This is a genomic window from Arthrobacter sp. V1I9, assembly GCF_030817075.1.
GTDB lineage: Bacteria > Actinomycetota > Actinomycetes > Actinomycetales > Micrococcaceae > Arthrobacter.
The window spans coordinates 2,500,076-2,526,488 of the sequence record NZ_JAUSYU010000001.1 but is presented as its reverse complement, the minus strand read 5'-3'; the positions used below and the strand labels follow the sequence as shown (position 1 = coordinate 2,526,488).

At 65.5% G+C, this 26,413-nt stretch carries 22 protein-coding genes and 1 pseudogene; 11 read left to right on the top strand and 12 right to left on the bottom strand.

Translation table 11 applies throughout. The features are described 5' to 3' along the window. Position 1: 1 nt before the first annotated feature. Complete coding sequence (locus QFZ70_RS11925; protein ID WP_307095825.1) at positions 2-1,474, bottom strand: MFS transporter; 1,473 nt, start codon at positions 1,472-1,474, stop codon at positions 2-4. A 277-nt stretch (positions 1,475-1,751) separates the two neighbouring features. Here QFZ70_RS11925 and QFZ70_RS11920 point away from each other — a divergent pair, with 277 nt between their 5' ends. Then, positions 1,752-3,164 carry an MFS transporter gene (locus QFZ70_RS11920; protein ID WP_307095823.1) on the top strand — a complete coding sequence of 471 codons (1,413 nt, stop codon included), beginning with the start codon at positions 1,752-1,754 and terminating at the stop codon, positions 3,162-3,164. Between the two features lie 59 nt (positions 3,165-3,223). Here QFZ70_RS11920 and QFZ70_RS11915 read toward each other — a convergent pair whose 3' ends face one another. From QFZ70_RS11915 to QFZ70_RS11880, 8 genes are all read right to left on the bottom strand, one after another. Continuing rightward, positions 3,224-3,961, bottom strand: a complete 738-nt coding sequence (locus QFZ70_RS11915) for a glutamine amidotransferase (RefSeq protein WP_307095821.1) — start codon at positions 3,959-3,961, stop codon at positions 3,224-3,226. A 47-nt stretch (positions 3,962-4,008) separates the two neighbouring features. After that, positions 4,009-4,449: a nuclear transport factor 2 family protein gene (locus QFZ70_RS11910; protein WP_307095819.1), complete on the bottom strand. Its 441-nt coding sequence runs from the start codon at positions 4,447-4,449 to the stop codon at positions 4,009-4,011. Between the two features lie 18 nt (positions 4,450-4,467). Further along, the gene (locus tag QFZ70_RS11905; RefSeq protein ID WP_307095818.1) at positions 4,468-6,282 is read right to left on the bottom strand and encodes a biotin carboxylase N-terminal domain-containing protein; all 1,815 of its coding nucleotides are present in this window, start codon (positions 6,280-6,282) and stop codon (positions 4,468-4,470) included. A 130-nt stretch (positions 6,283-6,412) separates the two neighbouring features. Next, the gene (locus tag QFZ70_RS11900) at positions 6,413-7,057 is read right to left on the bottom strand and encodes a nucleoside triphosphate pyrophosphatase (RefSeq protein ID WP_307095816.1); all 645 of its coding nucleotides are present in this window, start codon (positions 7,055-7,057) and stop codon (positions 6,413-6,415) included. A gap of 45 nt (positions 7,058-7,102) precedes the next feature. Beyond that, positions 7,103-9,625 (bottom strand): MMPL family transporter, encoded by a 2,523-nt coding sequence (locus QFZ70_RS11895; protein ID WP_307095814.1) that lies wholly within the window; start codon positions 9,623-9,625, stop codon positions 7,103-7,105. Between the two features lie 19 nt (positions 9,626-9,644). Further along, positions 9,645-10,331, bottom strand: coding sequence for a TetR/AcrR family transcriptional regulator (locus QFZ70_RS11890; RefSeq protein ID WP_307095812.1), 687 nt, complete (start codon positions 10,329-10,331; stop codon positions 9,645-9,647). 226 nt (positions 10,332-10,557) lie between these two features. Then, positions 10,558-12,009 (bottom strand): dicarboxylate/amino acid:cation symporter, encoded by a 1,452-nt coding sequence (locus QFZ70_RS11885; RefSeq protein ID WP_307095810.1) that lies wholly within the window; start codon positions 12,007-12,009, stop codon positions 10,558-10,560. A gap of 175 nt (positions 12,010-12,184) precedes the next feature. Continuing rightward, positions 12,185-12,769 (bottom strand): helix-turn-helix domain-containing protein, encoded by a 585-nt coding sequence (locus tag QFZ70_RS11880; RefSeq protein ID WP_307095808.1) that lies wholly within the window; start codon positions 12,767-12,769, stop codon positions 12,185-12,187. Between the two features lie 122 nt (positions 12,770-12,891). Here QFZ70_RS11880 and QFZ70_RS11875 point away from each other — a divergent pair, with 122 nt between their 5' ends. Continuing rightward, positions 12,892-13,866, top strand: coding sequence for an NAD(P)/FAD-dependent oxidoreductase (locus tag QFZ70_RS11875; RefSeq protein WP_307095807.1), 975 nt, complete (start codon positions 12,892-12,894; stop codon positions 13,864-13,866). Positions 13,867-13,906: 40 nt separating this feature from the next. Here QFZ70_RS11875 and QFZ70_RS11870 read toward each other — a convergent pair whose 3' ends face one another. The 3 genes from QFZ70_RS11870 to QFZ70_RS11860 all read right to left on the bottom strand — a co-directional run bounded on the left by QFZ70_RS11870 (position 13,907) and on the right by QFZ70_RS11860 (position 17,539). Continuing rightward, a complete protein-coding gene (locus QFZ70_RS11870; protein ID WP_307095805.1) occupies positions 13,907-15,592 on the bottom strand; it encodes a DUF885 domain-containing protein in 1,686 nt (561 codons plus the stop codon). 130 nt (positions 15,593-15,722) lie between these two features. After that, positions 15,723-15,959, bottom strand: a complete 237-nt coding sequence (locus tag QFZ70_RS11865) for an acyl-CoA carboxylase subunit epsilon (protein WP_307095804.1) — start codon at positions 15,957-15,959, stop codon at positions 15,723-15,725. Continuing rightward, positions 15,956-17,539, bottom strand: coding sequence for an acyl-CoA carboxylase subunit beta (locus QFZ70_RS11860; protein WP_307095803.1), 1,584 nt, complete (start codon positions 17,537-17,539; stop codon positions 15,956-15,958). Before QFZ70_RS11860 ends, QFZ70_RS11865 begins: the two co-directional genes overlap by 4 nt. Positions 17,540-17,761: 222 nt before the next feature. Between QFZ70_RS11860 and QFZ70_RS11855 the strand changes: the two genes are divergently transcribed. The 9 genes and pseudogenes from QFZ70_RS11855 (at position 17,762) to QFZ70_RS11815 (ending at position 26,408) form a co-directional block, all read left to right on the top strand. Next, positions 17,762-18,649: an NAD(P)-dependent oxidoreductase gene (locus tag QFZ70_RS11855; protein ID WP_307095801.1), complete on the top strand. Its 888-nt coding sequence runs from the start codon at positions 17,762-17,764 to the stop codon at positions 18,647-18,649. A 34-nt stretch (positions 18,650-18,683) separates the two neighbouring features. After that, entirely contained in the window at positions 18,684-19,592 is a 909-nt protein-coding gene (locus tag QFZ70_RS11850; RefSeq protein ID WP_307095800.1) for a biotin--[acetyl-CoA-carboxylase] ligase, read from the top strand. After that, a complete protein-coding gene (locus QFZ70_RS11845; RefSeq protein WP_307095798.1) occupies positions 19,585-20,184 on the top strand; it encodes a PH domain-containing protein in 600 nt (199 codons plus the stop codon). Before QFZ70_RS11850 ends, QFZ70_RS11845 begins: the two co-directional genes overlap by 8 nt. Beyond that, entirely contained in the window at positions 20,174-21,301 is a 1,128-nt protein-coding gene (locus tag QFZ70_RS11840; protein WP_307095797.1) for an adenylate/guanylate cyclase domain-containing protein, read from the top strand. Before QFZ70_RS11845 ends, QFZ70_RS11840 begins: the two co-directional genes overlap by 11 nt. Before the next feature lie 81 nt (positions 21,302-21,382). Then, positions 21,383-22,141, top strand: a pseudogene (locus QFZ70_RS11835) (PP2C family serine/threonine-protein phosphatase); the annotation flags it as partial. A 118-nt stretch (positions 22,142-22,259) separates the two neighbouring features. After that, entirely contained in the window at positions 22,260-24,533 is a 2,274-nt protein-coding gene (gene ligA, locus QFZ70_RS11830) for an NAD-dependent DNA ligase LigA (protein WP_307095793.1), read from the top strand. Continuing rightward, a complete protein-coding gene (locus tag QFZ70_RS11825) occupies positions 24,530-25,363 on the top strand; it encodes an inositol monophosphatase (RefSeq protein ID WP_373461583.1) in 834 nt (277 codons plus the stop codon). Before ligA ends, QFZ70_RS11825 begins: the two co-directional genes overlap by 4 nt. Positions 25,364-25,474: 111 nt before the next feature. Continuing rightward, positions 25,475-25,978 (top strand): GNAT family N-acetyltransferase, encoded by a 504-nt coding sequence (locus QFZ70_RS11820; RefSeq protein ID WP_307095791.1) that lies wholly within the window; start codon positions 25,475-25,477, stop codon positions 25,976-25,978. 46 nt (positions 25,979-26,024) lie between these two features. Further along, a complete protein-coding gene (locus QFZ70_RS11815) occupies positions 26,025-26,408 on the top strand; it encodes a RidA family protein (RefSeq protein ID WP_307095790.1) in 384 nt (127 codons plus the stop codon). The last annotated feature ends 5 nt before the right edge of the window (positions 26,409-26,413 follow it).

The window sequence follows — 26,413 nt, the reverse complement described above, 5'->3', positions numbered from 1 at the left end:
GTTAGACGTGTCCCATCGCATTTCGGTTGGCATTGCGGATGTAGTAGGCCCAGCAGACAACCAGCATCAGGACGTAAGCCCCGACGAAGCCGTAGAAGGCGGGTGTGTACGATCCGCTGGCGGTGTTGGAGGCGTTCAGTACCTGCGGGATGACAAACCCGCCGTAGGCGCCGATGGCGGAGATCAGGCCGAGCGCCGACGACGCGAGGCGCTGGGTTGCCACTGAGCTTGCCCCGTTCCGGGCTGCCCGGCTGGAGGTGGCGAAGATGACCGGGATCATCCGGTAGGTGGCGCCGTTTCCGAAGCCGCTGGCGGTGAAGAGCATCAGGAAGAGGACCAGGAAGAGCCAGAAGTTCTTCAGCGGCAGGGTCCAGATCATGGTGAGCGTGATGACGGCCATGGAAGCGAAAGCAGCCACGGTCATCCGGGCGCCGCCCATGCGGTCGGCCATGCGTCCGCCGTACGGACGGGCCAGGGAGCCCACCAGCGGTCCGAGGAACGCCAGCGAGAGTGCTACCGTGCCCACTCCGATGGAGGAGAAGGCCGGGAAATAGTCCTTGATCAGCTTGGGGAACACACCCGCGAAGCCGATGAAGGAGCCGAAGGTACCGATGTACAGCAAGGCCATGATCCACAGGTGCGGTTCCTTCAGTGCTGCCACCGAACCTGCGATGTCCCCCTTGGCGCTGGTGAGGTTGTCCATGAACTTCCAGGCGCCAAAGGCCGCAACCAGGATGAACGGCACCCACATCCAGCCGGCCATGGGCAGGTTGACCGTGCCCACGGCGAGCAGGGTGATCACGATCGGGACAGCGAGCTGTGCGACGGCGGCGCCCATGTTGCCGCCGGCGGCGTTCAGGCCCAGCGCCCAGCCCTTTTCCCGGGCCGGGTAGAAGAAGGTGATGTTGGCCATGGAGCTGGCAAAGTTTCCGCCGCCGAAGCCGGCGAGGGCTGCCACGAGCAGCATGACACCGAACGGGGTTTCCGGGTTGGAGACGCACAGGGCCAGGCCGATGGAGGGAATCAGGAGCAACAGGGCGGACACGATGGTCCAGTTGCGGCCGCCGAAGCGCGGAACCATAAAGGTGTAGGGGATGCGCAGGGTTGCGCCCACCAGGCTGGGCATGGAGATTAGCCAGAAGATTTCGGAAGTGGAGAAGTTGAAGCCGGCGGCGGGCAGCTGGACCACCACGATGGACCAGAGCTGCCATACAACGAAACCGAGGAACTCGGCGAAGATTGACCAGTTGAGGTTGCGGCGGGCAATGGAGCGGCCGGCGGATTCCCACTGTTCCTTATTCTCGGCATCCCAGTTGGCGATCCAGCGGCCGGGGCGGAATTCAAGGACGGGGGCTTCTGAAGTGCGGATAGAGCCGGGCTGTGCGCTGGCGGATGCGGCGGTTCCGGGCCTTGCGGCTTCGTCCAGATCCAGGGAATTGCCGGGGCCGGCATCAGCGGTGCGGTCAACAGTCACGGGGTACCTCCTTTTGGGGGGATGTTGTTCCTCCAAGGTAGGGATGCCGCGTTTCGCGGACCGACGATGTTTGTTAACGCGCTGTGACATTTGCCTATCGGTGGCCGTTGGCGAACGTGAGGCATAGGCTGGGGCCACAAAGTGAGACGTACGGCACAGGTCCGAATAGTGGACCTTTCGTCCATTGACTGGACCGCCGGAACTAATATTGAACTCTAACTATTTCGAGCCGGGCCTTTACGCACGGCCTGGCCGGTTCTCATGAAAGCGTTTACCTATGTCATCCACCGATACCTCCACGGTGCCCGGATCCCCGCAGCCGGTGAACTCACGCGGCCGCGTGATCGTCGCCAGCCTGATCGGCACCACGGTTGAGTTTTACGACTTCTACGTCTATGCCACCGCGGCCGTCCTGGTTTTCCCGCAGCTGTTCTTCCCCAACCAGAACGAAACCACGCAGCTGCTGAGCTCCTTTGCCGTATTTGGCGTCGCGTTTGTCGCCCGACCGCTCGGCTCCATTGTCTTTGGCCACTTCGGCGACAAGTTCGGCCGCAAGGGCACCCTGGTGGCATCACTGCTGACTATGGGCATTGCCACGTTCCTGATCGGCTGCCTGCCCACCGCGCTGGTTCCCGGCTGGGGTTTCTGGGCTCCGGCCCTGCTGGTGGTTATGCGTTTCGCCCAGGGCCTGGCCCTGGGTGGCGAATGGAGCGGCGCTGCGCTGCTGGCCACGGAGAATGCTCCGGCCAACAAGCGGGCCATCTACGGCACCTTCCCCCAGCTGGGCGCCCCCATCGGCTTCATCATCGCCAACGTGATCTTCCTGGTCTTCAGCTATTCACTGTCCCCGGCCGACTTCCAGTCCTGGGGCTGGCGCGTGCCCTTCCTGCTCAGCGCCGTGATGGTCATCATCGGCCTCTACGTCCGCCTGAAACTGATCGAAACCCCGGCCTTCACCAAGGTGATTGAGTCCAACGAAGTGGCCAAGCTGCCACTGGGCCGGGTATTCAAGACCAGCTGGCGCCAGCTGATCCTCGGTACGTTCATCATGCTTGCCACCTACGTGCTCTTCTACCTGATGACCACGTTCACCCTGACCTACGGCACGCGCCCCGCCAGCCTCGAGGCAGCCCGGGCCGCCGCAGAAAAGGCCGGGAAACCGATGACCGAGGCCGCCGCGGCAGCCTTCGTTCCGGGCCTGGGCTTCACCCGCAACGACTTCCTCTGGATGCTGATCGCCGGCGTCGTCTTCTTCGGCATCTTCACCCTGGTCTCCGGACCGCTGGCCGAAAAGTACGGGCGCCGCAAGATGCTGCTTGCGGTCACCGGCGGCATCTTCGTTTTCGGCCTGCTTTTTGTCCCGCTGTTCAGCGGCGGGTTCGTTGGCACCATGGCCCTGCTGGTCATCGGCTTCTCCCTGATGGGCCTGACCTTCGGGCCGATGGGGGCGCTGCTGCCGGAGCTGTTCCCCACGAACGTCCGCTACACAGGATCGGCCGTGAGCTACAACTTCTCCAGCATCCTGGGCGCAGCGGTGGCTCCGTTCATCGCCGTTGCCCTGTGGGAACTGGCGGACGGCAGCCCGGTACTGGTGGGTGTCTACCTGACCGCCATGTCCGTGCTGACCCTCATCGCCTTGTTCGTCAGCAAGGAAACCCGCGACGTGGACTACGAGAACAACGTGGCCTGATAACGCCGCCGTTGTAACAAGCGGAATGCCCGGCTGGTCTGTGGACCAGCCGGGCATTTTTATGTGCCCGAGGCGTAGCGGGCCACAAAGTTCTTCAGGATGTTCATGGGTTCGGTGACCGTGAATTGCCGGGCGTCGTCCATCAGCTGCTCGGCCGATTCCGGCGGAAAGTAGCCCGCATGCCGGTAGATGTCGATGCGGGTGCAGAGGCCTTCGGCGTCGAGCTCGGGGTGGAACTGGGTGGCGTAGAGGTTGGTGCGGATGCGGAACATCTGGACCGGGCACGCGGCAGACCTCGCCAGCAGCACGGCGTGCGCGGGCAGGACGGTGCAGGCTTCCTTGTGCCCCGTGAAGGCGGTGAACGTCCTGGGCATGCCGCTGAGCACCGGATCCGTCAGGCCGGCGTCCGTCAGCTCAATCCCGGCGGCGCCGAGTGGTTCGCCGAAGGTCCTGTCGATCACGGCGCCCTGGTGCCTCCCGAGGGTGCCGACGCCGTAGCAGGCACCGAGGAACGGGAAGTCCCGGGCCACCAGCTGGTCCAGGAGCCCGGACAGTTCGCGCTCCACACGGTGCTGCGCGGGAGTCTTGTGTTCGGGCGGGTCGCTGGACGTGAACGGGCTGCCGCCCACGATCACGCCCGAGTAGCTGTCAAGGTCCAGTTCGGGCAGGGGAGCGGCCTCCAGCCGGATGCGCAGCAGCTCGGAGGGTTCCAATCCGCCGTACCGGAGGTAGGCGGCGTACTCGTCCTCGGCAGCTGCGTCTTCGGCCCTTGACGCCAGGAGCAGGAAAGGCAACATCTGCTTAGTGTGCCTTTTCCGGCGGAACCTGTCAGCTTGTCAGCCGGTCAGTTGGCGGCGGGCTGGCTGAGGGACCGGCGGGACTGCGGCCGGGCAGCCGGGTCGGCGTGGCGGTGCAGCAGCTTCCAGTACCCTTCCTCACGGCGGAAGACGCTGGTCACCCGAAGCGCGAACTCCTCGGCGACGGCGGCGCCGTCCAGCCGTGCACGGAAATGTTCCGTCTCCACCAGGAAGGCAGTGTCACGGGCGGTGTAGGACGTGATGGTGTCGAATCCGAGCATTTCACCGTCCTGGAACTGCCGGGCCGCCTGGTCCAGCCGGGCTTCCACCTGGGCCCAGCCGCGGGCGATGCCGCCGAATGGGTTCGCCAGCGTGACGTCGTCGAGGCGGGAGTACAGCTCCTTGATGGGTCCCGGGTCTCCCCGGGTGATTTCGGGGACGGCGAGGTGGTAGCGGTCCACTTCTTCTTCAAAGCTGGGCGCGAGCATGGGGGCCTCCGGCGCTTGCTAGTCTTCGATGGTGGCGATGACGGCGCCGGCTGACACTGTTTCGCCGGGTGCGGCGGTCAGGCCGGTGATGGTTCCGGAGCGGTGCGCGGTAAGCGGCTGCTCCATCTTCATCGCCTCAAGGACCACTACGAGGTCGCCCTCGGCCACCACGTCACCGTCGGAAACGGCGACCTTGACGATGGTGCCCTGCATGGGGGAGGTCAGCGCGTTGCCGGTGGCTGCAGCCGTGCCTCCCGAGCGGACGCGCTTCTTCGACTTGCCGGGCTTCGCTGCGGCGCCGGCGGTGCCGGTTCCCACCGTCCCGAGCGAGGCCGGGAGGACTACCTCGAGGCGTTTGCCGCCAACTTCAACCACCACGCGCTGCCGCTCCTCGGCGTCAGCCTCGGTGCCGGCGCCGCCGTCGGGGGTCCATGCCGGGAGGTTGTTGACGAATTCAGTCTCAATCCAGCGGGTGTGGATGCTGAAGGGGCCCTCGGCCGGCGCGAATGCGGGGTCCGAAACCACGGCGAGGTCGAACGGAATCACCGTTGGGATGCCTTCCACCACCATTTCCGCCAGGGCGCGGCGGGCGCGCTGGAGGGCCTGCGGCCTGCTCGCCCCCGTCACGATCAGCTTGGAAAGCATGGAATCGAAGTTGCCGCTGATTACATCGCCCTCCTCTACGCCGGAGTCGATGCGGATGCCGGGGCCCGTGGGGTTCTTCAGGACCCGGAGTGTGCCCGGGGCCGGCAGGAAGTTCCGGCCCGGGTCTTCGCCGGTGATGCGGAATTCGAAGGAGTGGCCGCGGACCTCGGGATCGCCGTAGCCAAGTTCCTCGCCGCGGGCCAGGCGAAACTGCTCGCGCACCAGGTCGATGCCGGTGACTTCCTCGGAAACGCAGTGCTCCACCTGCAGGCGGGTGTTCACCTCAAGGAAGGAGATGGTGCCGTCCTGGCCCACCAGGAATTCGCAGGTGCCGGCGCCAAGGTAGCCGGCCTCCTTCAGGATGGCTTTGGAGGACTCGTACAGGCGGCGGTTCTGTTCCTCGGTAAGGAACGGAGCCGGGGCTTCCTCCACAAGCTTCTGGTTGCGGCGCTGCAGCGAGCAGTCGCGCGTGGAAACCACCACCACGTTGCCGTGGGCGTCCGCCAGGCACTGGGTCTCGACGTGGCGGGGTGCGTCCAGGAAGCGCTCGATGAAGCACTCACCGCGGCCGAAGGCTGCGGTGGCTTCGCGGACAGCGGATTCAAAAAGTTCGGGAATCTCGTCGCGGCTGCGGGCAACCTTGATGCCGCGGCCGCCGCCGCCGAAAGCGGCCTTGATGGCCACGGGGAACCCGTACTGGTCCACGAAGTCAAGGATTTCCTCGGCGGACTGGACCGGGTCTGCGGTGCCTGGAACCTGGGGTGCGCCCACCTTCTCGGCGATGTGCCGGGCCTGGACCTTGTCGCCGAGGGCGGAGATGGCCTCGGGCGAGGGACCGATCCAGGTGATGCCTGCCTCGATCACGCGGGCAGCGAACTGCGCGTTTTCGGCCAGGAAGCCGTAGCCGGGGTGGATGGCGTCCGCACCGGACTGGCGGGCGGCGTCGATGATTTTGTCCATCACCAGGTAGGATTCGGCGGCGGTGCTGCCGCCCAGCGCGTAGGCCTCGTCAGCAAGGCGGACGTGCAGGGCGTCACGGTCTGCGTCCGCGTAGACGGCAACGGAGGCGATGCCTTCATCACGGGCGGCGCGGATGATGCGCACCGCGATTTCACCGCGGTTGGCGATCAGCACCTTTGTGAGGGTCGACTGTGCGGGACGTGCGGACTGCTCCAAATTTGCTGACAAGGCGTCTCCTTCTTTCCTTCAGGGAGCCTAGCGCGGTTTTGAGGGTTCCGCCGATATTACTTGCGGATTCCGCGTGTAAAGAGCCCAGGCTTTGTAGGGAAGCTACAAGACTCCCGGAAATCGCGTACCTTTACGCCGCGGGCCACAGGTCGGTGATGCGCACCTGTGCCTGGGCCAGCAAACCGCGGAGCGTGGAGACGGACAGGCCGACGACGGCGTGCGGGTCGCCGTCGACCTTTCGAATGAATGCCCCGCCCAGCCCGTCGATGGTGAAGGACCCGGCGCAGTGCAGCGGCTCGCCGGTGGCGATGTAGGCGTCAATCTCGGCCGCATCCATCTCAAGGAAGGAAACCTCCGCGGAAGCCACGGTCCCGAGGGTGGCGCCCGTGCCCGGGGCAGCGCCGTCGTCGGGGTCCGTCTCCCTGCAGTCCACTAGCCAATGTCCCGTGTGCAGCACGCCGGCGTTGCCGCTCATCCGCAGCATGCGCTCCCGGGCGACGGCGGCGGTGTACGGTTTGCCGTGCGCCTCGCCGTCGAACTCGAAGACGGAGTCGCACCCGAGTACCAGCGCCCCTTCCGCTTCCGGCAGCGCCGCCACCGCCTCCGCTTTGGCCCTGGCCAGCAGCAGGGCGGTATCGTGCGGGTCGGTGACGCCGTAGCGTGCCTGGACGGCATCCTCGTCAACGTCAGAGACCAGTATCGAATGGCGGATGCCGGCCTCGTTGAGGAGCTTGGTGCGGGCGGGGGACTGGGAGGCAAGAATCAGGCGGACCACGGCCCCAGCCTAATTGATCAGCGCCGGCCTGGTGGACCGGCGTCCCTAGTGGACTAGCGCATTTGGTGCCGGTGCTGCCTCGGGCTTGCTGAGCTTGGCGCCCTCTACATCGACGTCAGGCAGGATGCGGTCCAGCCAGCGGGGGAGCCACCAGGACTTCTCGCCGAGCAGGTACATCACGGCCGGAACAATGGTCATGCGCACCACGAACGCATCCAGCAGGACACCGAAGGCCATGGCGAAGCCGAGGGGCCGCACCATGGTGAGGTGGCTGAAGATGAAGCCGGCAAAGACGCTGACCATGATGATCGCCGCGGCCGTCACCACGGCGGCAGCGTGGCGGAAGCCCACCCGGACCGCCTGCTTGGCCGAGGATCCGTGCATGTAGGCCTCGCGCATTCCGGAGGCGATGAACACCTGGTAGTCCATGGCGAGCCCGAAGAGCACCCCGATGAGGATGATCGGCAGGAAGCTGACGACTGCGCCGGGGTTGGCGACGTCGAACACGCCGCCCAGCCAGCCCCACTGGTACACGGCCACCACGGCGCCGAACGCCGCGGCGAGGGAGAGCAGGAATCCTCCCGTGGCGAGCAGCGGCACCACGATGGAGCGGAACACCAGCAGCAGCAGGATCAGGGAAAGTCCGACGACGATCGCCAGGTAGGGCGGCAGGGCGTCACCGAGCTTCGTGGAGACGTCCACGTTGCCGGCGGTCTGGCCCGTCAGTCCCATTGCTACATCGAATTCGGACTGGATGTCGTCGTTGAGGCCCCGGAGTTCGGAGACCACCTGCACGGTGCTGGCGCTGGCGGGGCCTTCCTTGGGGATCACCTGGAAGACGGCGGTCCGGCGGTCCTCGCTGAGGGCAACGGGCACGGCGGCCACCACGTTGTCCACGGCCCGGAGCTTGTCCGCGACGTCGTACTGCAGCGTCTGTGCCTGGGCTTCGTCCAGGTTTGCGGGGAATTCGCCCACGGCCACGATGGGGCCGGTGACGCCCTCGCCGAAGCTCCGGGCGGTGAGGTCGTAGGCCTGGTAGGCCTCGGAATCCACCGGTTCGGAGCCGCCGTCGGGCAGTGCAAGCTGCAGCTGGGTGGCGGGCAGCGCGAGGGTGACCAGGAGGAGTACGCCGGCCAGGAGTGCCAGCACGGGGTGCCGGGTGACGAGGCCGCCCCATCCGTGGGTGCTGCGCTCACGGTCCTGGGCTTCGTCGGTTGCTTCGTGGCCGGGTTCGGCGTTATGGGCCTCGGCTTTGGCCCAGGCCCGCCGGGAGATGATGCGACGGCCGATCAGGGAGAGCATGGCCGGGGTGAGGGTGATGGCCACGAGGACTGCTACTGCCACGGTTCCGGCCGCGGCCAGGCCCATGACGGCGAGGAAAGGCAGTCCCGGCACGACGAGTGCGGCGAGGGCGATGATCACGGTAAGGCCGGCGAAGACCACAGCGTTGCCGGAGGTGCCGGTGGCGCGGGCCACCGATTCCTCCTGGTCCATGCCCGCAAGGAGCTGCGTCCGGTGCCGGTTGACGATGAACAGGGAGTAGTCGATCCCCACGGCCAGGCCCAGCATCAGGGCAAGCATGGGGGAGATGGAGCTCATGTCGAACAGGCCGGATAGGGCGAAGGTGATGCCCACGCCCACGCCGACACCGATCACCGCCATGAGCAGCGGCAGTCCGGCGGCGATGAGCGTTCCCAGCATGAGGATCAGGACGAGGGCGGCGACGGCGATGCCGATGATCTCGGCGGCGCCGAAGAGTTCGGAGATGTCCTCGGTGATTTCCTTGCTCGCGTAGGCGGTGACGCCGGCGGCTGAGGTTTCATGCGCGATGTCCTGGACCTGCTGGCGGACCTCTGGGCTCAGCCCGTTAATGGAGGTGCTGAACTGAACCTGTGCGACGGCGGCGCGGCCGTCTTCGGAGACAAAGCGGATGGCAGAGGAAGCGTCTGCCTGGCGCTTGCCCAGTTCAAGCTTGGCCTTGCTGGCTTCGAGCTCCCGGGTGCCGGCGTCGAGCCTTGCCTGACCCTCCGCGAGGGCGGCCTGTTGCTGGCCAAGCCGTTCCTCGATCAGGGCGGCGGGGGCGCCGGCCGCTGCGAGCTGCTGTTCGGCTTCATCGAGCTGGGCTTTGCCGGCCTCGAGCTCTGTGCGGGAGGCGTCAAGTTGTGCCTGGCCCGCGGCAAGCTGCTGCTCGCCGTCGGTGATGGCCTGCCCGGCCTGGTCCACCTGTGCCTGGGTGGCGAATGGATCTATGGTGCCGCGGACATCGGGCACTGACTTCAGCTTTGCCAGCGCCTCGGTGACGGCGGTGCGGCTCTCGGCCGTGAAGCCGCCGTCGGGCGCCTCAAACACGATGGTGGCGCTGCCGCCGGACGCTGAAGGAAGCTCTTCCTTCAGTTTGTCGGCGATGCGCTGGGTTTCAGTGCCGGGGATCTGGAAGTTGTTGGACAGCGTGCCATGGAAAACGGCAGCCGAACCGCCCACGGCCACCAGGGCAGCCAGCCACAGCGAGATGACCAGCCAGCGCCGGCGGTAGGAAAACTTGCCCAGGCGGTACAGGAGCAGTGCCATGAAGGGAAAACCGATCTGATCAGGAGGAACGGGAGTCGGAAGATGAAGAAGACGGTTGGGCTGTGGTGAAGCCGGAACCCAGGAGCGCCATGGCGTCGATGAGCAGCTGACGGAGTTCGGCGAGGGAAGCCGGCGAAAGGTCAGCGCCACGGCGGGCAAACCAGACTTCCATGGCGGCCTTGCCGCAGGAGATCACGGAGCCGGCGAAGGCGCGAAGGTAGAGTTCGTCCGCAGCGTTGGGCGTTCCGGCCGCACGTTCCCGGGCCACGGCCGTGATTTGTTCCCGGCAGTGGTCCCAGGCTTCCAGTTCGGAGTGGGACATCAGGCTGCTCTGCTGGGTGAGGGTAAAGAGCTCGGCCAGCGGCGCTACCGTCATGGGGTCCGCGAGGGCCATCAGGGCCGCCTGGGCCGATTCCATGACTGGTTCGTCGGCCGGGCGGAGCCGGAACTGCTGGATGGCGTTGTCCAGGAATCCGTGCGTAACTGACGCGAGGGCGGCGTCGGTGCTGCCGAAGTAGTTGAAGAAGGTGCGCCGCGAAATTCCGGCCGCATCCGCGATGTCCTCCACGGTGAAGTTTCCCGGACCGCGGCTACGCAGCAGCGACAAGGCGGCCTCGGTGATTGCCTGACGGGTCGCTGCCTTGTTCAGCTCACGCCGGGACGGGCTGGCAGCCGCCGATGCTGCCGGCTCAGTGGAAGTTGACACCCTCTTACACTACGTGCAAGTTTGCACCCTGGGCAAGTTTCAGCGGGCTCACTTTCACAGGAAGATGAAAGGTTCCGGACAGCTTCCCAGAACCTGAGCCGCGATGCTGGTGATGCCACGGATCCAGTAGACAGGAGATGTCAGCACAAGTTCCTCCCCCCACGCAAAAGAAGCCCCCGGGAGAATTCCCGGGGGCTTCTTTGTGCAGCAGGGTGAGCAGCGGGCCTTAGGCCTTCACGTCCGCCAGTTCACGCGTTGTGGTGTCCGTGGAGGTCCCGTCGGACGGCGCGTCAGCAGCGTTTTCCGCGGCATCGACAGTGTCGTCAACAAACGGGGTGCCGTTGCGGGGTGCGTTGTACAGGGCCTCGTCCAGGATGCCCTGGCGCTTGGCGACGATGGTGGGGACGAGTGCCTGGCCGGCCACGTTCACCGCGGTGCGGCCCATGTCCAGGATGGGGTCGATAGCCAGGAGCAGGCCCACGCCGGCAAGCGGCAGTCCCAGCGTGGACAGCGTCAGCGTGAGCATCACGACGGCGCCCGTGGTGCCGGCAGTTGCCGCGGAGCCCAGGACGGATACCAGTGCGATCAGCAGGTACTGGCTGAAGTCGAGCTGGATGCCGAAGAACTGTGCCACGAAGATGGCCGAGATGGCGGGGTAGACGGCAGCGCAGCCGTCCATCTTGGTGGTGGCGCCCAGCGGCACGGCGAAGGAAGCGTAGCCGCGTGGCACGCCCAGGCTGCGTTCGGTCACGCGCTGGGTCAGGGGCAGGGTGCCCACCGAGGAGCGGGAAACGAAGGCCAGCTGGACGGCGGGCCAGACGCCGGAGAAGTACTGCTTGACCGACAGTCCGTGGGTGCGGACCAGGATGGGGTAGACCGCGAAGAGTACGAGGGCCAGGCCAACGTAGATGGCGAAGGTGAACTTGCCCAGCGAGCCGATGGTGTCCCAGCCGTAGACAGCGACGGCGTTGCCGATGAGGCCCACGGTACCCAGCGGCGCGATGCGGATGATCCACCAGAGGACCTTCTGGATGACGGCCAGGGCAGAGGCATTCAGGTTCAGGAAGGGCTCGGCGGCCTTGCCTACCTTGAGCGCGGCAACACCTACGGCGATGGCGATCACCAGGATCTGGAGCACATTGAAGCTGACGGAGGTGGTGACGGCGCCGGATTCGGCAACGGTGGAGCTGGCACCCAGGCCCAGGAAGTTCTTGGGGAACAGTCCGATCAGGAACGCCCACCAGTCACCCACCTTGCTGGGGGCTTCGCCCTGACCGGTGATGCCTGTGTTGGCGCCGGGCTGCAGGAGGACGCCCAGGCCGATGCCGATCAGCACGGAGATCAGGGAGGTAATGGCGAACCACAGCAGCGTGTTCCAGGCCAGCTTGGCGGCGTTGGACACCTGGCGCAGGTTGGAGATGGAACTGACGACGGCGGTGAAGATCAGGGGGACGACGGCGGTCTGCAGCAGCGATACGTAGCTGGAGCCGATGGTCTGGAGTGTGGCGCCGAGGCCGTTGGGGCTGGCTTTGGTGCTGCCGGTGTACTTGGCCAGCAGGCCGAGGCCGAGCCCTACGATGAGGGCGGCGATGATCTGGAAGCCGAACGAGCCAGCCCATTTGGGCAGCTGGAAGCCGGTCCTTCCTGCGGATTCTGGGGTGCGGGTTGATGTGCTCACCCGAATACGCTAAAGCCAACCCCATTATCACGGCGAACGCATGTTGAGAAATGTTACGGCCCCGCATGAACGAAGGGACGGTGTAGGTCCCGTAAAAACAGCGGTATTCTGCTCTTTTATGAAGTTATTCCCCCGGTGAAGGTGCTTAACATCTCGCTTCTGCGGACCGCCTTGGCTAGGTTGGCCGGGGCCGCGCGCGTACGTGCATCCGCTCGCCCTGCTGCCCAAACAGGCTGATGAACTCGACGGTCCTGCCGTCGGCGCTCGCGAACCAGTGCGGCGTGTGGGTGTCGAACTCCGCGGCTTCCCCGGCACGAAGTTCAAAATCCTTATCGCCCAGCACCAGGCGCAGCCGTCCGTTGAGGATGTAAAGCCACTCGTAGCCTTCATGAACGCGCGGATCCGGCTCAGCCCCGCGGGCATCGCCGGTCAGCACCATTTTGAAGGCCTGCAGTCCGCCGGGGCGCCGGGTCAGGGGAACAGCCGTCATGCCGGCATGGGTTATGGGGCGCAGGTGGATTCTCGGATCACCGGTGGGCGGGGCACCCACCAGGTCATCGAGGGGAACCCCGTACAGCCGCGCGAGAGGCAGCAGGATTTCGAGGTTCGGCCGGCGCTGGCCGGATTCCAGGCGGGAAAGGGTGCTCACCGATACCCCGGAGGCTGAGGAAACGTCGCCAAGGGTGAGGTTCCGCTCCGTGCGGATCGCCCGTAGCCGGGGGCCGACCGCCCCGAGAAGGTCGTCCAAGTCAGTTGCCATTCCACTATTTTGCCATATTGGCAAATAAGATTGCCAGCAATCCTTGGGGTGGTAGAGGCTGGTGTCACCGCCCCGGGGACGCTTGCGGCGAAGGTACAGAACGCGAGGAAGGACAAAAGAGCATGGACACCAAAGGGTATGACGTCGTAATTATTGGCGGAGGTGCCGCAGGGCTCAGCGCGGCGACGACCTTGGCACGGGCGCTCCGCTCGGTGCTGGTCATAGATTCCGGAACACCAAGGAATGCACCCGCTGCGGGAGTGCACGGCTTCCTTTCAAGGGACGGAATGACGCCCTCGGACCTTCTGTCCGTCGGGCGGAACGAGGTGCTCTCCTATGGCGGTACGGTTATCGACGCCGAAGCTGTTTCAGCGCGGCGCACGCCTGATGGCTTCGAGGTGGTAACCGAAGATGCCCGCCGGTTCGCCGGCCGGCGACTCCTCGTCACCACCGGCTTGACGGACGAACTGCCTCCCATCCCTGGGCTGCGGGAGCAATGGGGAAAGGGTGTTGTGCACTGCCCCTACTGCCATGGCTGGGAAATCCGCGGGCAACACATCGGCGTGCTGGGAACGGGCCCTTTGTCCGTCCATCAGGCGCTGCTGTTCAGGCAATGGTCCAGCGATATCACCCTCTTCCTGAACGACACCGTGGAACCCACTGATGAGGAATGGGACAAGCTTGCTGCCCGGTCCGTCACGGTGGTTGCCGGACCCATGGCTTCCGTTGACGCTGTGGACGGTGTCCTCAAGGCGGTCACGCTCCGCCAAGGCACCTCGTTCCACATAGGCGCGCTGGCGGTCGGCACGCGAATGGAGGCCAGGTCCGCGCTCCTGGAATCGCTGGGGCTGACGTCCCAGGTGCACCCGTCGGGCGCGGGACGCTTTATTGGGACCGACCCCATGGGTGCCACGGACGTCCCCGGCGTGTACGCGGCGGGCAATGTTTCCAACCTGATGGCCCAGGTGATCACTGCGGCTGCCGAAGGTGTCATGGCTGGGGCAAGGATCAACGCGGACCTCATCGAAGAGGAAACCCAGTGGGCTGTTGAAGGCAGGCTCGGCCCCACCCCAGCGACCGCAGCAGTTAAAGGATGAGCGGCACCAGTTCCGCCGGGGATACCGGCTGCCAGCACAATCAGCCAATCAGCGCGCGCCTCAGGGTGTCCAGTCCTACTGAGCCGACGTTCAAGGCGCGGGTGTGGAACTCCTTCAGGTCGAAATCGGGGCGGGCTTCGAGTTCTGCGCGGATCTGTTCCCAGAGGCGCTGGCCCACTTTGTAGGAGGGGGCCTGTCCCGGCCAGCCGAGGTAGCGCGCAAACTCGAAGTTAAGCTGTCCTTCGCTGATGGGCAGGTTCTGTTTCAGGAATTCGTAGCCCTTGTCCGGGGTCCAGGTGCCGGAGCCCCAGCGTTCGGGGACCCTGAGTTCGAGGTGGACGCCAATGTCGAAGACCACGCGGGCGGCGCGCATCCGTTGCATGTCCAGCATGCCCATGTGGTCGCCCGGATCGTCCAGGTAGCCCAGTTCCTGCATCAGGTTCTCGGCGTAGAGGGCCCAGCCTTCGCCGTGGCCGGACGTCCAGCACACGTTCCTGCGCCACGTGTTCAGCAGTTCGCGGCGGTAGGTGGCAGTGGCCACCTGGAGGTGGTGGCCCGGGACGCCTTCGTGGAAGACGGTGGTGGTTTCGGCCCAGGTGGTGAAGGTGTCCTCACCGGCCGGGACGGACCACCACATCCGGCCGGGGCGGCTGAAGTCATCGGAGGGGCCGGTGTAGTAAATACCACCCTCATCCGTGGGCGCGATGAGGCACTCGAGCGTCCGCATGACGTCCGGGATTTCGAAATGGACACCGGCAAGTTCAGCAACCGCTTTGTCCGAGAGTTCCTGCATCCACTCCCGCAATGCCTCTTTGCCCTTCAGTTGGCGTGAGGGGTCGTTGTTCAGGATGTCCTTGGCCTCGGCGATGGTGGCACCGGCCTTGATGGTGTGCGCCACCTGCTCCTGCTCGGCAATCAGACGGTCGAGTTCCTGCACGCCCCAGGCGTAGGTTTCCTCCAGGTCCACGGTTGCGCCGAGGAAGGAACGTGAGGCCAGCGCATAGCGGGCGCGGCCCACGGCGTCCTTCTCGGGCGCGGCGGGCAGCAGCTCGGTCCGGAGGAATTCTGCCAGCCTGGCGTAGGCACTTCGGGCGGCGGCAGCCCCGGCGTCGAGCTTTTCCTGGACGGCGGCGGGCAGGGGACCGGCGGCCGTGGCGGCTCCTGCCGAAAGCCTCGCGAAGAAGCCGTCCTCGGCGGCATACTTCGTGGCCTGCTCAATAACGATGTTCACCTGCCGTGCAGCCGCAACCCGGCCGGCGTCCCGGGCAAGCCGCAGGGATTCCATATAACCGCCGATGGCCCCTGGAACGTTCGATGCGCGGCCGGCGATGTGCTGCCAGTCCTGCTCCGTCTCCGTGGGCATCAGGTCGAAGATGGAGCGGATGTCCTGGGCGGGGGAGGCGATGTTGTTCAGGTTCGCGTAATCCCAGCCGGACGCGTGGATCAGCAGCTGCAGGCCAAGCCGCTCCTGCATGGCGTCGAGGGTGACGGTGTCGACGTCGTCCTCGGGCTCGAGTCCCTCAAGTTCCGTGAGGGCCTTTCGTGCGGCTTCAGCGATTTCCGCGAGGCCGGCGGGGGAAAAGTCCTGGAATTTGGTCTCGTGTCCGGGGACGCCAAGGGTAGTGGCCAGGGACGGATTAAGCCTGATAAGCGTGTCCGTGTAGCTGTCCGCGACGGCGTCGATGCGGGTTATCGGGCGGGCGGCAGGAGCAGTGTCTGTAGTCACTCTCCGAGACTAAACCCCCCGGATTGTGAAGTTGTGGGCCCACGCCGCCGAGGGTTCCCTGGCCGCGGGCCCACGCCGGCGAGGGCCCCAAGTCGAGCAAAGCGAAATTTGGGAGCCGGTGGGGAGGCTTTCAGCCGCGGCTTCGCTTCCACGCTCCCGGCCCGGGGGTGGGGGCCAGCCGCAGCTGCTGCCGGCGCACCCAGTGGCGCACCGATGGCTTGTCGGCGAGTGCAGGTTCGGCACCTCCCAGGGAGAGGACGACGGCGGTGAGTGCGGCCAGTTCCTCGGCCGTGGGCTGGCCTTTGACAACAGAGAGCAGCGGCTTAGCGGGTGCGTTGGCTTCTTTGGTGGGCTGGTTGGGGATCACAGCGGAATGTTCCCATGCTTCTTGGTGGGAAGGCTGGCGCGTTTGTCACGGAGCGCGCGCAGGCCCTTGATGATCTGGGTCCTGGTTTCGGAGGGGGCGATGACTGCGTCAACGTAGCCCAGTTCGGCGGCCTGGTACGGGTTCAGCAGCTCTTCCTCGTACTGCTGGATGACCTCAGCCCGCCGGGCTTCAACGTCCCCGCCGGCTTCGGCCACTGCGGCAAGGTCGCGGCGGTACAGGATGTTGACTGCGCCCTGTGCCCCCATGACGCCGATCTGCGCCGTGGGCCATGCCAGGTTCAGGTCTGCGCCCAGCTTTTTTGAACCCATCACAATGTAGGCCCCGCCGTACGCCTTGCGGGTGATGACGGTGAGTTTGGGCACGGTGGCCTCGGCGTAGGCGTACAGGAGCTTGGCTCCGCGGCGGATGATGCCCTGGAATTCCTGGTCCTTGCCGGGCAGGAAACCGGGAACGTCAACCAGGGTGATGATGGGGATGTTGAAGGCGTCGCAGTGGCGGACAAAGCGGGCGGCTTTCTCCGATGCGGCGATGTCCAGGGTGCCGGCGAACTGAAGGGGCTGGTTGGCCACAATGCCCACCGTGTGCCCCTCCACCCGGCCGTAGCCGATCATGACGTTGGGGGCGTAAAGGGCCTGCATTTCGAGGAAGTGGCCGTCGTCCACGATCTGCTCAACAACGCTGCGCATGTCGTAGGGCTGGTTGGCCGAATCCGGGATCAGCGTGTCCAGGGCGAGGTCGTCGTCGTCGACCTCCAGCTCCTGCTGGTGGTCCAGCACGGGGGCCTCGGAGAGGTTGTTGGAGGGCAGGAAGTCCAGCAGTTCGCGGACAAACTCGAGGGCGTCGGCTTCATCGGAAGCCAAGTACGTGGACGTGCCGGTGGTGGAGTTGTGCTGGCGGGCGCCGCCCAGGGTTTCCATGTCCACATCCTCGCCGGTGACAGTCTTGATGACGTCTGGGCCGGTGATGAACATGTGGGAGGTCTTGTCCACCATCACCACGTAGTCGGTAAGCGCGGGGGAGTACGCGGCGCCGCCGGCCGAGGGGCCCATGATCAGGGAAATCTGCGGCACCACACCTGAGGCATGGACGTTGTTGCGGAAGATGTCCGCGAACATGGCCAACGATGCAACGCCTTCCTGGATACGGGCTCCGCCGCCGTCGAGGATGCCGACCACAGGGCAGCCGTTGCGGAGCGCGAATTCCTGGACCTTGACGATTTTTTCGCCGTTGACTTGGCTGAGGGAGCCGCCGTACACGGAGAAGTCCTGGCTGTAGACGGCTACGGGGCGCCCGTCCACGGTGCCGTAACCGGAGACCAGGCCGTCGCCCAGGGGCTTCTTCTTCTCCATGCCAAAGGCGGTTGAGCGGTGCACGGCCAGGGCGTCGAATTCCACGAAGGAGTCAACATCAAGCAGGAGGGCGATGCGCTCCCGGGCGGTGTTCTTGCCGCGGGCGTGCTGCTTTTCGATTGCTTCGGGGCCGGAGGGCTGTTCGGCACGGGCCTGGCGGTCGCGGAAATCGGCGATCTTTCCCGCTGTCGTTGTCAGATCGTGGCTCATCAAATATCTCCGGCTCTGTAGCAGATTGGTCCTGTGGCGCTGTCCTTGCTGGCAGGTCCGATGCGGGAGTTAAGTAGCATCCACACAAAGAACGAACCCTGCTGGCTAGTCTAATGACGCCTGCGGAGCCCGCCGCTGTAGAAAACCTACAATTTTCTGCCGTGCCGCGACTGGCAACAGCATGTTACTCGTCAGTAACATATCTGGGTTACAGTGGGTTTTATGACTTTGAGCAATGATGCTTTGGGACCCGCTTTGAGCCCCTACCGGCCAACCGGTTCCCTCCGCGGCCGCACTGTACTGCTCTCCGGCGGAAGCCGCGGGATCGGGCTGGCAATTGCTGCCCGGGCAGCTGAAGACGGCGCCAACATTGTGCTGATGGCCAAGACCGGGAAGCCGCATCCGAAGCTGGAAGGCACGGTGTACACCGCAGCCGAACAGTTGGTGGCGGCCGGTGGCCAGGCGCTTCCGCTGGTCGGCGATGTCCGGCGTGATGAAGATGTGGAGCGGGCTGTCGCAGCGGCAGTTGAGTGCTTCGGGGGCATCGACGTCCTCATTAACAATGCCTCTGCCATTGACCTGTCCCGCACGGACGCCGTGGACATGAAAAAGTACGACCTGATGCAGGACATCAATGTCCGCGGGACATTCCTGCTGTCCAAGCTGGCGCTGCCCGCGCTCCGCGCATCCACCGGTGGGCACATCCTCACCCTCTCACCCCCGCTGAACCTTGATCCACACTGGGCGGGGAAGCACCTGGCCTACACCATGGCGAAATACGGGATGAGCCTGACCACCCTGGGGCTGGCGGAAGAACTGAAAGCGGACGGGATCAGGGTCAACTCGCTGTGGCCCTGCACCCTGATCGACACAGCGGCCATCCGCAATATGCCCCACGGCGAACAAATGGTCCAGGCAGCGCGAGGCCCGCAGATCATGGCTGATGCCGCGCACGCCATACTCACGGGGGCCAACCTTCGCGCCGGCGTCGGGGGCAGCGGGAACTTCTACACGGACGAGGAAGTCCTCGCCGCGGCCGGTGTTGCCGACTTCAGTCCCTACAGCCTGGGGGCTCCCGAGGACCGGTTGGTGCCGGACATCTTCCTGTAGGGGCACCTCCTGCCCATGTCGGTAGGATTTAGCTATGGATGACGCACACGCCCCCGGTACGCCCCTGGACCGGAGGGATCTGGCGGACCAGAACTTCCTGGCCGCCACCGGCATCCCGCGGCTGGAGGTGGTGGATTCCACCGGGTCCACCAACGCCGACCTTCTCCGGTCTGTCACGGTGGAGCCCGCTGCCTGGCCTGACCTGTCCGTGCTCACCGCCGAGTACCAGACAGCTGCCAGGGGACGGCTGGACAGGCACTGGGAAGCTCCGCCGCTGAGCTCCATCTCGGTCTCGGTTGTCCTGCGTCCGGCCAACGCCGAAAGGCGCCCGCTGCCCACGCAAAGCTATTCGTGGTTGTCCTTGATTGCCGCGCTGGCGCTGCGCGAAACCCTGCTGGAGACCGCAGGAATCCCGGCCGAGCTGAAGTGGCCCAACGACGTCCTGGTACGCGGGAAGAAAATTGCGGGCATCTTGGCCCAGCTGGGCCCCATGGTGGACGGCTCCGTGCCGCCCGTCATCCTGGGAACCGGCTTGAACGTGACTCTCAGTGCAGCGGAGCTGCCTGTCCCCACCGCCACGTCGGTGATGCTGGAAGGGGCCCGGACGGCGGATCGGACCGTCCTTCTGAAGAGCTACCTTTCGAAGTTTGCCGTGTTGTACCGCAGCTTCTGCAACGCCGACGGCGATCCGGCGGCAGGGATGGCGGGCGGCGCGTCGCTGCACAAGCGGGTTGAGGCTGTCATGGTCACCCTGGGCAAGCAGGTGCGGGCGCAGTTGCCGGGAGACCACGAGATCATCGGCCATGCGTCCCGGCTTGACGAGTACGGGTCGTTGCTGGTGGTGGACCGTGACTCCCGCGAACACGTGGTCACCGCCGGGGACGTGGTGCACCTGCGGCGGTGGACCTCCCCGGACGCCTCCGGCCAAGGCGGTTATGCGTAAAGACCTTGTCCCGGGCGAGCAGGTGATTGTCACCACCCGCCCGCAGCCGAGGAAGCTCGCCGGCGCCATGGTTGCCTTTATTCTTTCGCCGGCGATTGCGGCCTACTGCTCCGCCTGGGTGATCCGCGGTGAAGCCGGGCGGGCTGTTCCCGCTCTTGCGGGCCGATGGACTCCGTGGCTGGTGACGGGGTGTGTCCTCGCGGCCGCTTCGGTGTGGCTGGGCTTTTGCCTGCCCAGGTTGCTGCGCTGGCACAGCACCCGCTACACCCTGACCAGCCGGCGGCTGGTGGCCAGGTCCGGAATGTGGAAGCGGCAGGACCAGCAGGTGTACCTGGCTTCGGTCCGCAACCTGACTGTCCATGAGTCGGTCCTGCAACGTTTCTTCCGCTCCGGGAATATATCCTTGGAAATCGGATACCAGGGAGTGGTCACGTTCCCTGATGTGCCGGAAGTAGCCAGGTTCCGGGACTTCATCCTCGACGCCATCGGGGACCTGCCGGACGAGCACGACGCCCAGCCGGGCGGAACAACGGATCACCCCGCCGGAGCTTTGCCGTGGGACAAGAGAGAAGGTGGACCAGATGAACGATGAGCACCAGCGGGAAAGCGTCGAGTCCATCGCGCCGCCGACTCCGGCCGCCGACGCCCATCCCGCCACCGGCACCATGTCTGCCGAGCGGCTGGCAATGAAAGCGCTGGAGGCCCGGCTGCTGGGCGGGGAACGCAAGCTCCGCCGTCGTGAAGTCGCCGCCGGCGCAGGGTTGTCCCTGCTGTCCGCGCGCAAACTTTGGCGTGCCCTCGGGTTCCCCAACTTCGGCGACGAGGACGTTGCTTTCACCGAGCGTGACCAGGCAGCCCTCTCCACTGTTGTGGACCTGGTCCGGTCCGGGAAGCTGACGGAGGAAGCCGCCATCTCCGTCACCCGCTCCATCGGCCAGATGACTGACCGCATGGTGGTCTGGCAGATCGAAGCCCTGGTGGAAGACATGGTGCACGAACAGGGCGTTACAGATGCCGTCGCCCGCAAGCGCCTGGTGAATGAGCTCCCGGCGCTGGTGGACGCGCTGGAGGAAATGCTGGTCTACTCCTGGCGCCGTCAGCTCAACGCCGGTATCCAGCGGCTCGCGGTCCGCGCCGAGGCCGGACTGCAGGCCAGCGAGGAAGGCCGCGAAGGCGATGAAGACGACGCCCCGCTGCCCCTGGCGCGCGCCGTCGGCTTCGCGGACCTGGTCTCCTACACCAGCCTGTCCCGGCGCATGAACGAAAAAACGCTGGCCCGGCTGGTCCAGCGGTTCGAAAACAAGTGCGCGGAAATCATCTCCGTCGGCGGTGGCCGCCTGGTCAAGACCGTTGGTGACGAAGTCCTCTTCATTGCGGAGACGCCGGCTGCAGGCGCGGAAATTTCCTTGGCGCTGGCTCAGGCCTTCACCGAAGACGAGATCCTGCCGGAAGCCAGGGTGGCCATGGTCTGGGGCAGGATCCTGTCCCGGCTCGGCGATATTTACGGCCCCACTGTTAACCTTGCGGCCCGCCTGACGACGCTGGCGGACCCTGGAACAGTACTGGTGGACTCCATGACTGCCTCCGCGCTGGAGCACGACGAACGGTTTGTTATGCTGCCGCAGCCTCCGGAGAATGTCCGCGGCTTTGGTGAGATCCGCCCGGTGCGCCTCACCCGCGGGCTCGGCAAGGGGCTGGTCCTGGACTAGCATCTTGACCGTTGGTATGGGGCAGGGGATCGCTGCCCGGAATCCATGGTTCCTGTGACCGAACCACTAATTTAGGACAGCATGAAACAGCAGCCCGCAAGCGTTCCCTCCAGCGTCGAACGGAGGCCAAAGCTTGGCCTTGTCGTCGGCCACGGGACAGACCGGGGACTCCGCCGGGAGCTGAACGAGGATTCCTACCTCGCGGCCGATCCGGTTTTCGCTGTGGCTGACGGCATGGGTGGCCACGAAGCCGGCGAGGTGGCCAGCGGCATGTGTGTCCGTGCGCTGGCTTCGATGCCCCAGCTCGCAACGGGTGAGCGAAGCGTGACAGCTGCCGTCCTCCAGCAGTACCTGGTCAAGGCGGACGACTCCATCCGTGAGGCCACCGGTGCACGTGCCGGCACCACGCTGGCGGGGGCGGTCGTGGTTGAGCAGATGGGCATGCCCTACTGGCTGGTGATGAACATCGGGGATTCCCGGACCTACCGCCTCAGCCAGGGAAAGTGCGAACAGATCAGCGTGGACCACTCGGAGGTCCAGGAGCTTGTGGACGCCGGAGAAATTACGCCTGAGCAGGCCTTGGTCCATCCGCGGCGGCACGTGGTCACACGCGCACTGGGAACCGGTGACGAAACCGAGGCGGACTATTGGTTGCTGCCGGCCAGGGATGGTGACCGCATCTTGGTCTGCTCCGATGGGCTTACCGGAGAGCTCGCCGACGAAGACATCTTCCAGATCCTCAGCAAGGTGGAGGATCCCCAGCTTGCAGCGGATGAGCTGATCAGGGCCGCGCTAGGCAACGGCGGACGGGACAACATCACGGTGATCGTGGTGGACGCCGTCGAAAGCCAACAGTGACGGCGGAACAGGCTGAACCTTCGGCCGATCGTTGACGGCGTCCTTACCCAGTCGGCACGCGCGCCCGCGTCCGGCTTCTGCGGTAAGGCAAGATAGGTCTGTGAGCACAGGACCAGGCCCCGCAGAACAGACAGCCACCCGGACTACCGCACCCGCCGAGCCGGAAGCGATCCCTTCCGGCTCGGTCCGGGAGGAATACGAAAAGCTCGTCGACCTCGTCCGGAAGTACAGGTTCGCGTATTACCAGGAAGACACACCCCTGGTCTCGGACGCCGAGTTCGACGAGCTTTTCCGGCGGCTGGAAGAAATCGAGGCACTTCATCCGGAGCTTGTGTCCAACGACTCGCCCACCCAGGAAGTGGGCGGGGAAGTCTCGGCCGCGTTCGCCGCGGTGGAGCACCTGCAGCGGATGTACAGTCTCGAGGACGTCTTCTCCCTCGAGGAACTCGAAGCCTGGCTCACAAAAGCATCAGCGGGCATCGCGAAACTGGGTGACGGCTCGCACCAGCCGGCGTGGCTGACCGAACTGAAAATCGACGGCCTGGCGGTCAACCTGCTGTACCGCGACGGGAAACTCGTGCGTGCAGCCACGCGCGGCGACGGCACCACCGGCGAGGACATCACCCACAATGTGCTCACCATCAAGGAAATCCCGCAGGAGCTAAGCGGCGAAGGGTTTCCGGCAGAAGTGGAAATCCGGGGTGAGGTGTTCATCCCCTCTAAAGCATTCGCCGAATTCAACGAGGCCCTGATCGAAGCCGGCAAGGCGCCTTTGGCCAACCCGCGCAATGCAGCCGCCGGTTCCCTCCGGCAGAAGGACCCGGCGGAAACAGCCAAGCGTCCGCTGAAGATGTTCGTGCACGGCATCGGTGCGCGGGAGGGGCTCCAGGCGCGCAGCCAGTCCGAAACCTATGACCTGCTGAAGGGCTGGGGCCTGCCCGTCAGCCCCTACTCCGAAGTGCTGGGGAGCCTGGAGGAGGTCCTTGACTTCATCAAGCGGTACGGGGACCAGCGCCACAAGCTGCTCCACGAGATCGACGGCATTGTGGTCAAAGTTGATGACTTTGCCACCCAGCGTGCCCTGGGCTACACCACCCGCGTGCCGCGGTGGGCAGTGGCCTACAAATACCCGCCCGAGGAAGTCCACACCAAGCTTCTTGACATCCTCGTCAACGTGGGCCGCACGGGGCGGGTGACGCCCTTCGGCATGATGGAGCCGGTCAAGGTGGCCGGATCCACCGTTGAAATGGCCACCCTGCACAACCAGGACGTGGTCAAGGCCAAGGGCGTGAAAATCGGCGACATTGTGGTGCTGCGCAAGGCCGGCGACGTTATCCCCGAAATCGTGGGTCCGGTCCTGGCACTGCGCGGCCAGCAGGATCCGCCGGTCCGGGATTTTGAAATGCCCACCGAATGCCCCTCCTGCGGCACACCCCTTGCCCCGGCCAAGGAGGGCGACGTGGACATCCGCTGCCCCAATGCCAAATCCTGCCCGTCGCAGCTGCGCGAACGGGTTTTCCACCTCGCCGGCCGAGGCGCGTTCGACATCGAGGCGCTGGGCTGGGAAGCAGCGATTGCCCTCACCCAGCCGACGGAACCTGAAGTTCCGCCGCTCACCACCGAGGCGGCTTTGTTCGACCTCACCCCGGAGCTGCTGGCGGAGGTACGCATCCGGCGGGAAAAGCGCTCCAAGGGTGTGGCCACCGGGGAATTCGAACTGGTGCCGTACTTCTACAGCAAGGGCACCGCGAAGTCGCCGTCAAAGCCGACTGCCACCACCGAAAAACTCTTCCGCGAACTCGAGAAGGCCAAAACCCAGCCGTTGTGGCGTGTCCTGGTGGCGCTGTCCATCCGCCACGTAGGTCCGCGGGCCTCCCGCGCCCTGGCCACGGCATTTGGCAGCATGGACGCCATCCGGAAGGCCTCGGAGGATGAACTCGCCCACGTGGACGGGGTGGGTCCCACCATCGCCGCTGCCCTCAAGGAATGGTTTGCCGAGGACTGGCACGTGGAGATCGTCGATCGATGGGCTGCTGCGGGGGTCCGGATGGAAGACGAGCGGGATGAATCCATGCCCCGCACCCTGGAAGGGCTGACGGTGGTGGTTACCGGCTCGCTGCCGAACTTCAGCCGGGACGAGGCGAAGGAGGCCATCCTCCTGCGGGGTGGCAAGGCGGCAGGTTCCGTCTCCAAAAACACCAGCTACGTGGTGGCCGGTGAGAACGCCGGAACCAAGCTGGACAAGGCCGAACAGCTTGGAGTTCCCGTGCTGGATGAGGACGGCTTCCGGCAGCTTCTGGCCGAGGGGCCGGCAGCGCAGGCGGAGGCAACGGCAGGGGCCCTGGAAGAGGCAAAGGCGGAGGCAACGCCGTGAGCGGCGCCGAGGGAGCCAGCCAGGTATCTCCCGCCGAACTGCTGGAAATGGCAAAACAGGCTGCCGCAGCGGGAGCCAGGGTCTTGGCCGGCCGGAACGCCGAGGCGCTCCAGGCCAGCAACAAGGGCGACGCCGGCGATTGGGTCACCGCGTTCGACGTCGCCGCAGAGCACGCGGTCCGCGGCGTCATTTCAGCGGCGCGGCCCAATGACAGCATTACCGGCGAGGAACACGGGACCACCAGGCCGGCGGAGCCCACCGGCTACCGCTGGTCCATCGACCCGCTGGACGGCACCACCAACTTCATCCGCAACATTGTCTACTACGGCACTTCCGTGGCAGTGGCCGATGCCGACGGCGTATGGCTGGCCGGCGTCGTCAACGCTCCTGCGCTGGGCCGCGTCTACTACGCTGCCCGCGGCCAGGGCGCATGGTTGGAGGAAAACGGGACCCTGACCCGGCTCGAGGGCCCGGTTCCGGGGCGCAAGGGGCAGATCCTTGCCACCGGCTTCAACTACGACCCCCAGGTCCGCTCCGAGCAGGCCGCCCAGTTTGCCGAACTCCTGAAGGATTTCGCGGATGTCCGACGGCTCGGCTCCGCTGCGCTGGACCTGTGCCTGGTGGCGGACGGCACGCACGATGCCTTCGGTGAACGGGGGCTCAACGAGCACGACTTCTCTGCCGGGGCACTGATCGCCGAGGAAGCCGGCTGCTGGGTCCGCCGGCCGCGGCTGGCCAGCCCGCTCGACGGGGGCCCAACGGACGAGGAAAGGCTGGACGCCTGGACCTGCGCAGCGAGCCTGGAGCTGTCCGGCAAATTTCCCCTCTGACCCCGGCCAGGAACTCCAGGCCGCCCGGGTTCGGGGGCAACGACTGATAGTTCAGTCACGGAAACCCCGGATTTGCCCGGTGCTACTGGCTGGTAGCACTACCATTGTTTAGTGCAATCGCCAATAACAGTCCGTCCCGCCGTCGAATCCGACTTCGACGCCGTTGCCCGTATCACCAGGGATTCCTACCTGGCGGCCGGCTACTTTGACGACGCCGACCACCCCTACATGCGCAAGGTCCAGGACGTTGCGCAGCGGGCCGGCCAAGCCACCGTATGGGTAGCCGAGCGGGCCGGTGATGTGGTGGGTTCGGTCACGCTGGCCCTCGCCGGTGAGCCCTACGCGGACATTGCCCTGCACGACGAGCTCGAGTTCCGCATGCTGGTGGTGGACCCGGCCGTGCAGCGCAGCGGGGCCGGCAAAGCCATGATGACGGCGATCCTTGAGCATGCCAAGGGCCTCGACGGCGTCAGGGCCGTGGCGCTGACCACCGGGAGCACCTGGGAAAGCGCCCGGGGACTGTACAACAAAACCGGCTTCGCCAGGGTGCCGGAAAGGGACTGGCTCGTTCCCGGAACTGACATAAAACTGCTGGTTTACCGGCTGGACCTGTAGCCGCCCTACAGTGGTGCGGACTCACTCCAGTTTCGAAAGGCCCACCATGCGCAAAACCTTCGGCTCCGGCTCCGCCTGGGAACGGACCCTCGGCTACTCCCGGGCTGTCCAGGTGGACAACACCCTGTACATTTCCGCCACCGCCGCGAGCGGCGAGGACGGCATCGTAGGGAACGACTTCTACACGCAGACGCAGTTCATCCTCCAAAAGCTCGGCAAAGTCCTCGCGGACGCCGGCTTCAGCTTTGAGGACGTAGTCCAGTCCAAGCTGTACCTGACGGACATCAGCCAATGGGAAGAAGCCGGCCGTGCCCACGGCGAAGTGTTCGGCGAAATCCGGCCCACCCTGTCACTGGTGCACGTCCTGCCCTTCCTGGATCCGGAAATGCTGGTCGAGATCGAGCTCGTGGCCCACAAGAGCGCCAGCTAGGCTCG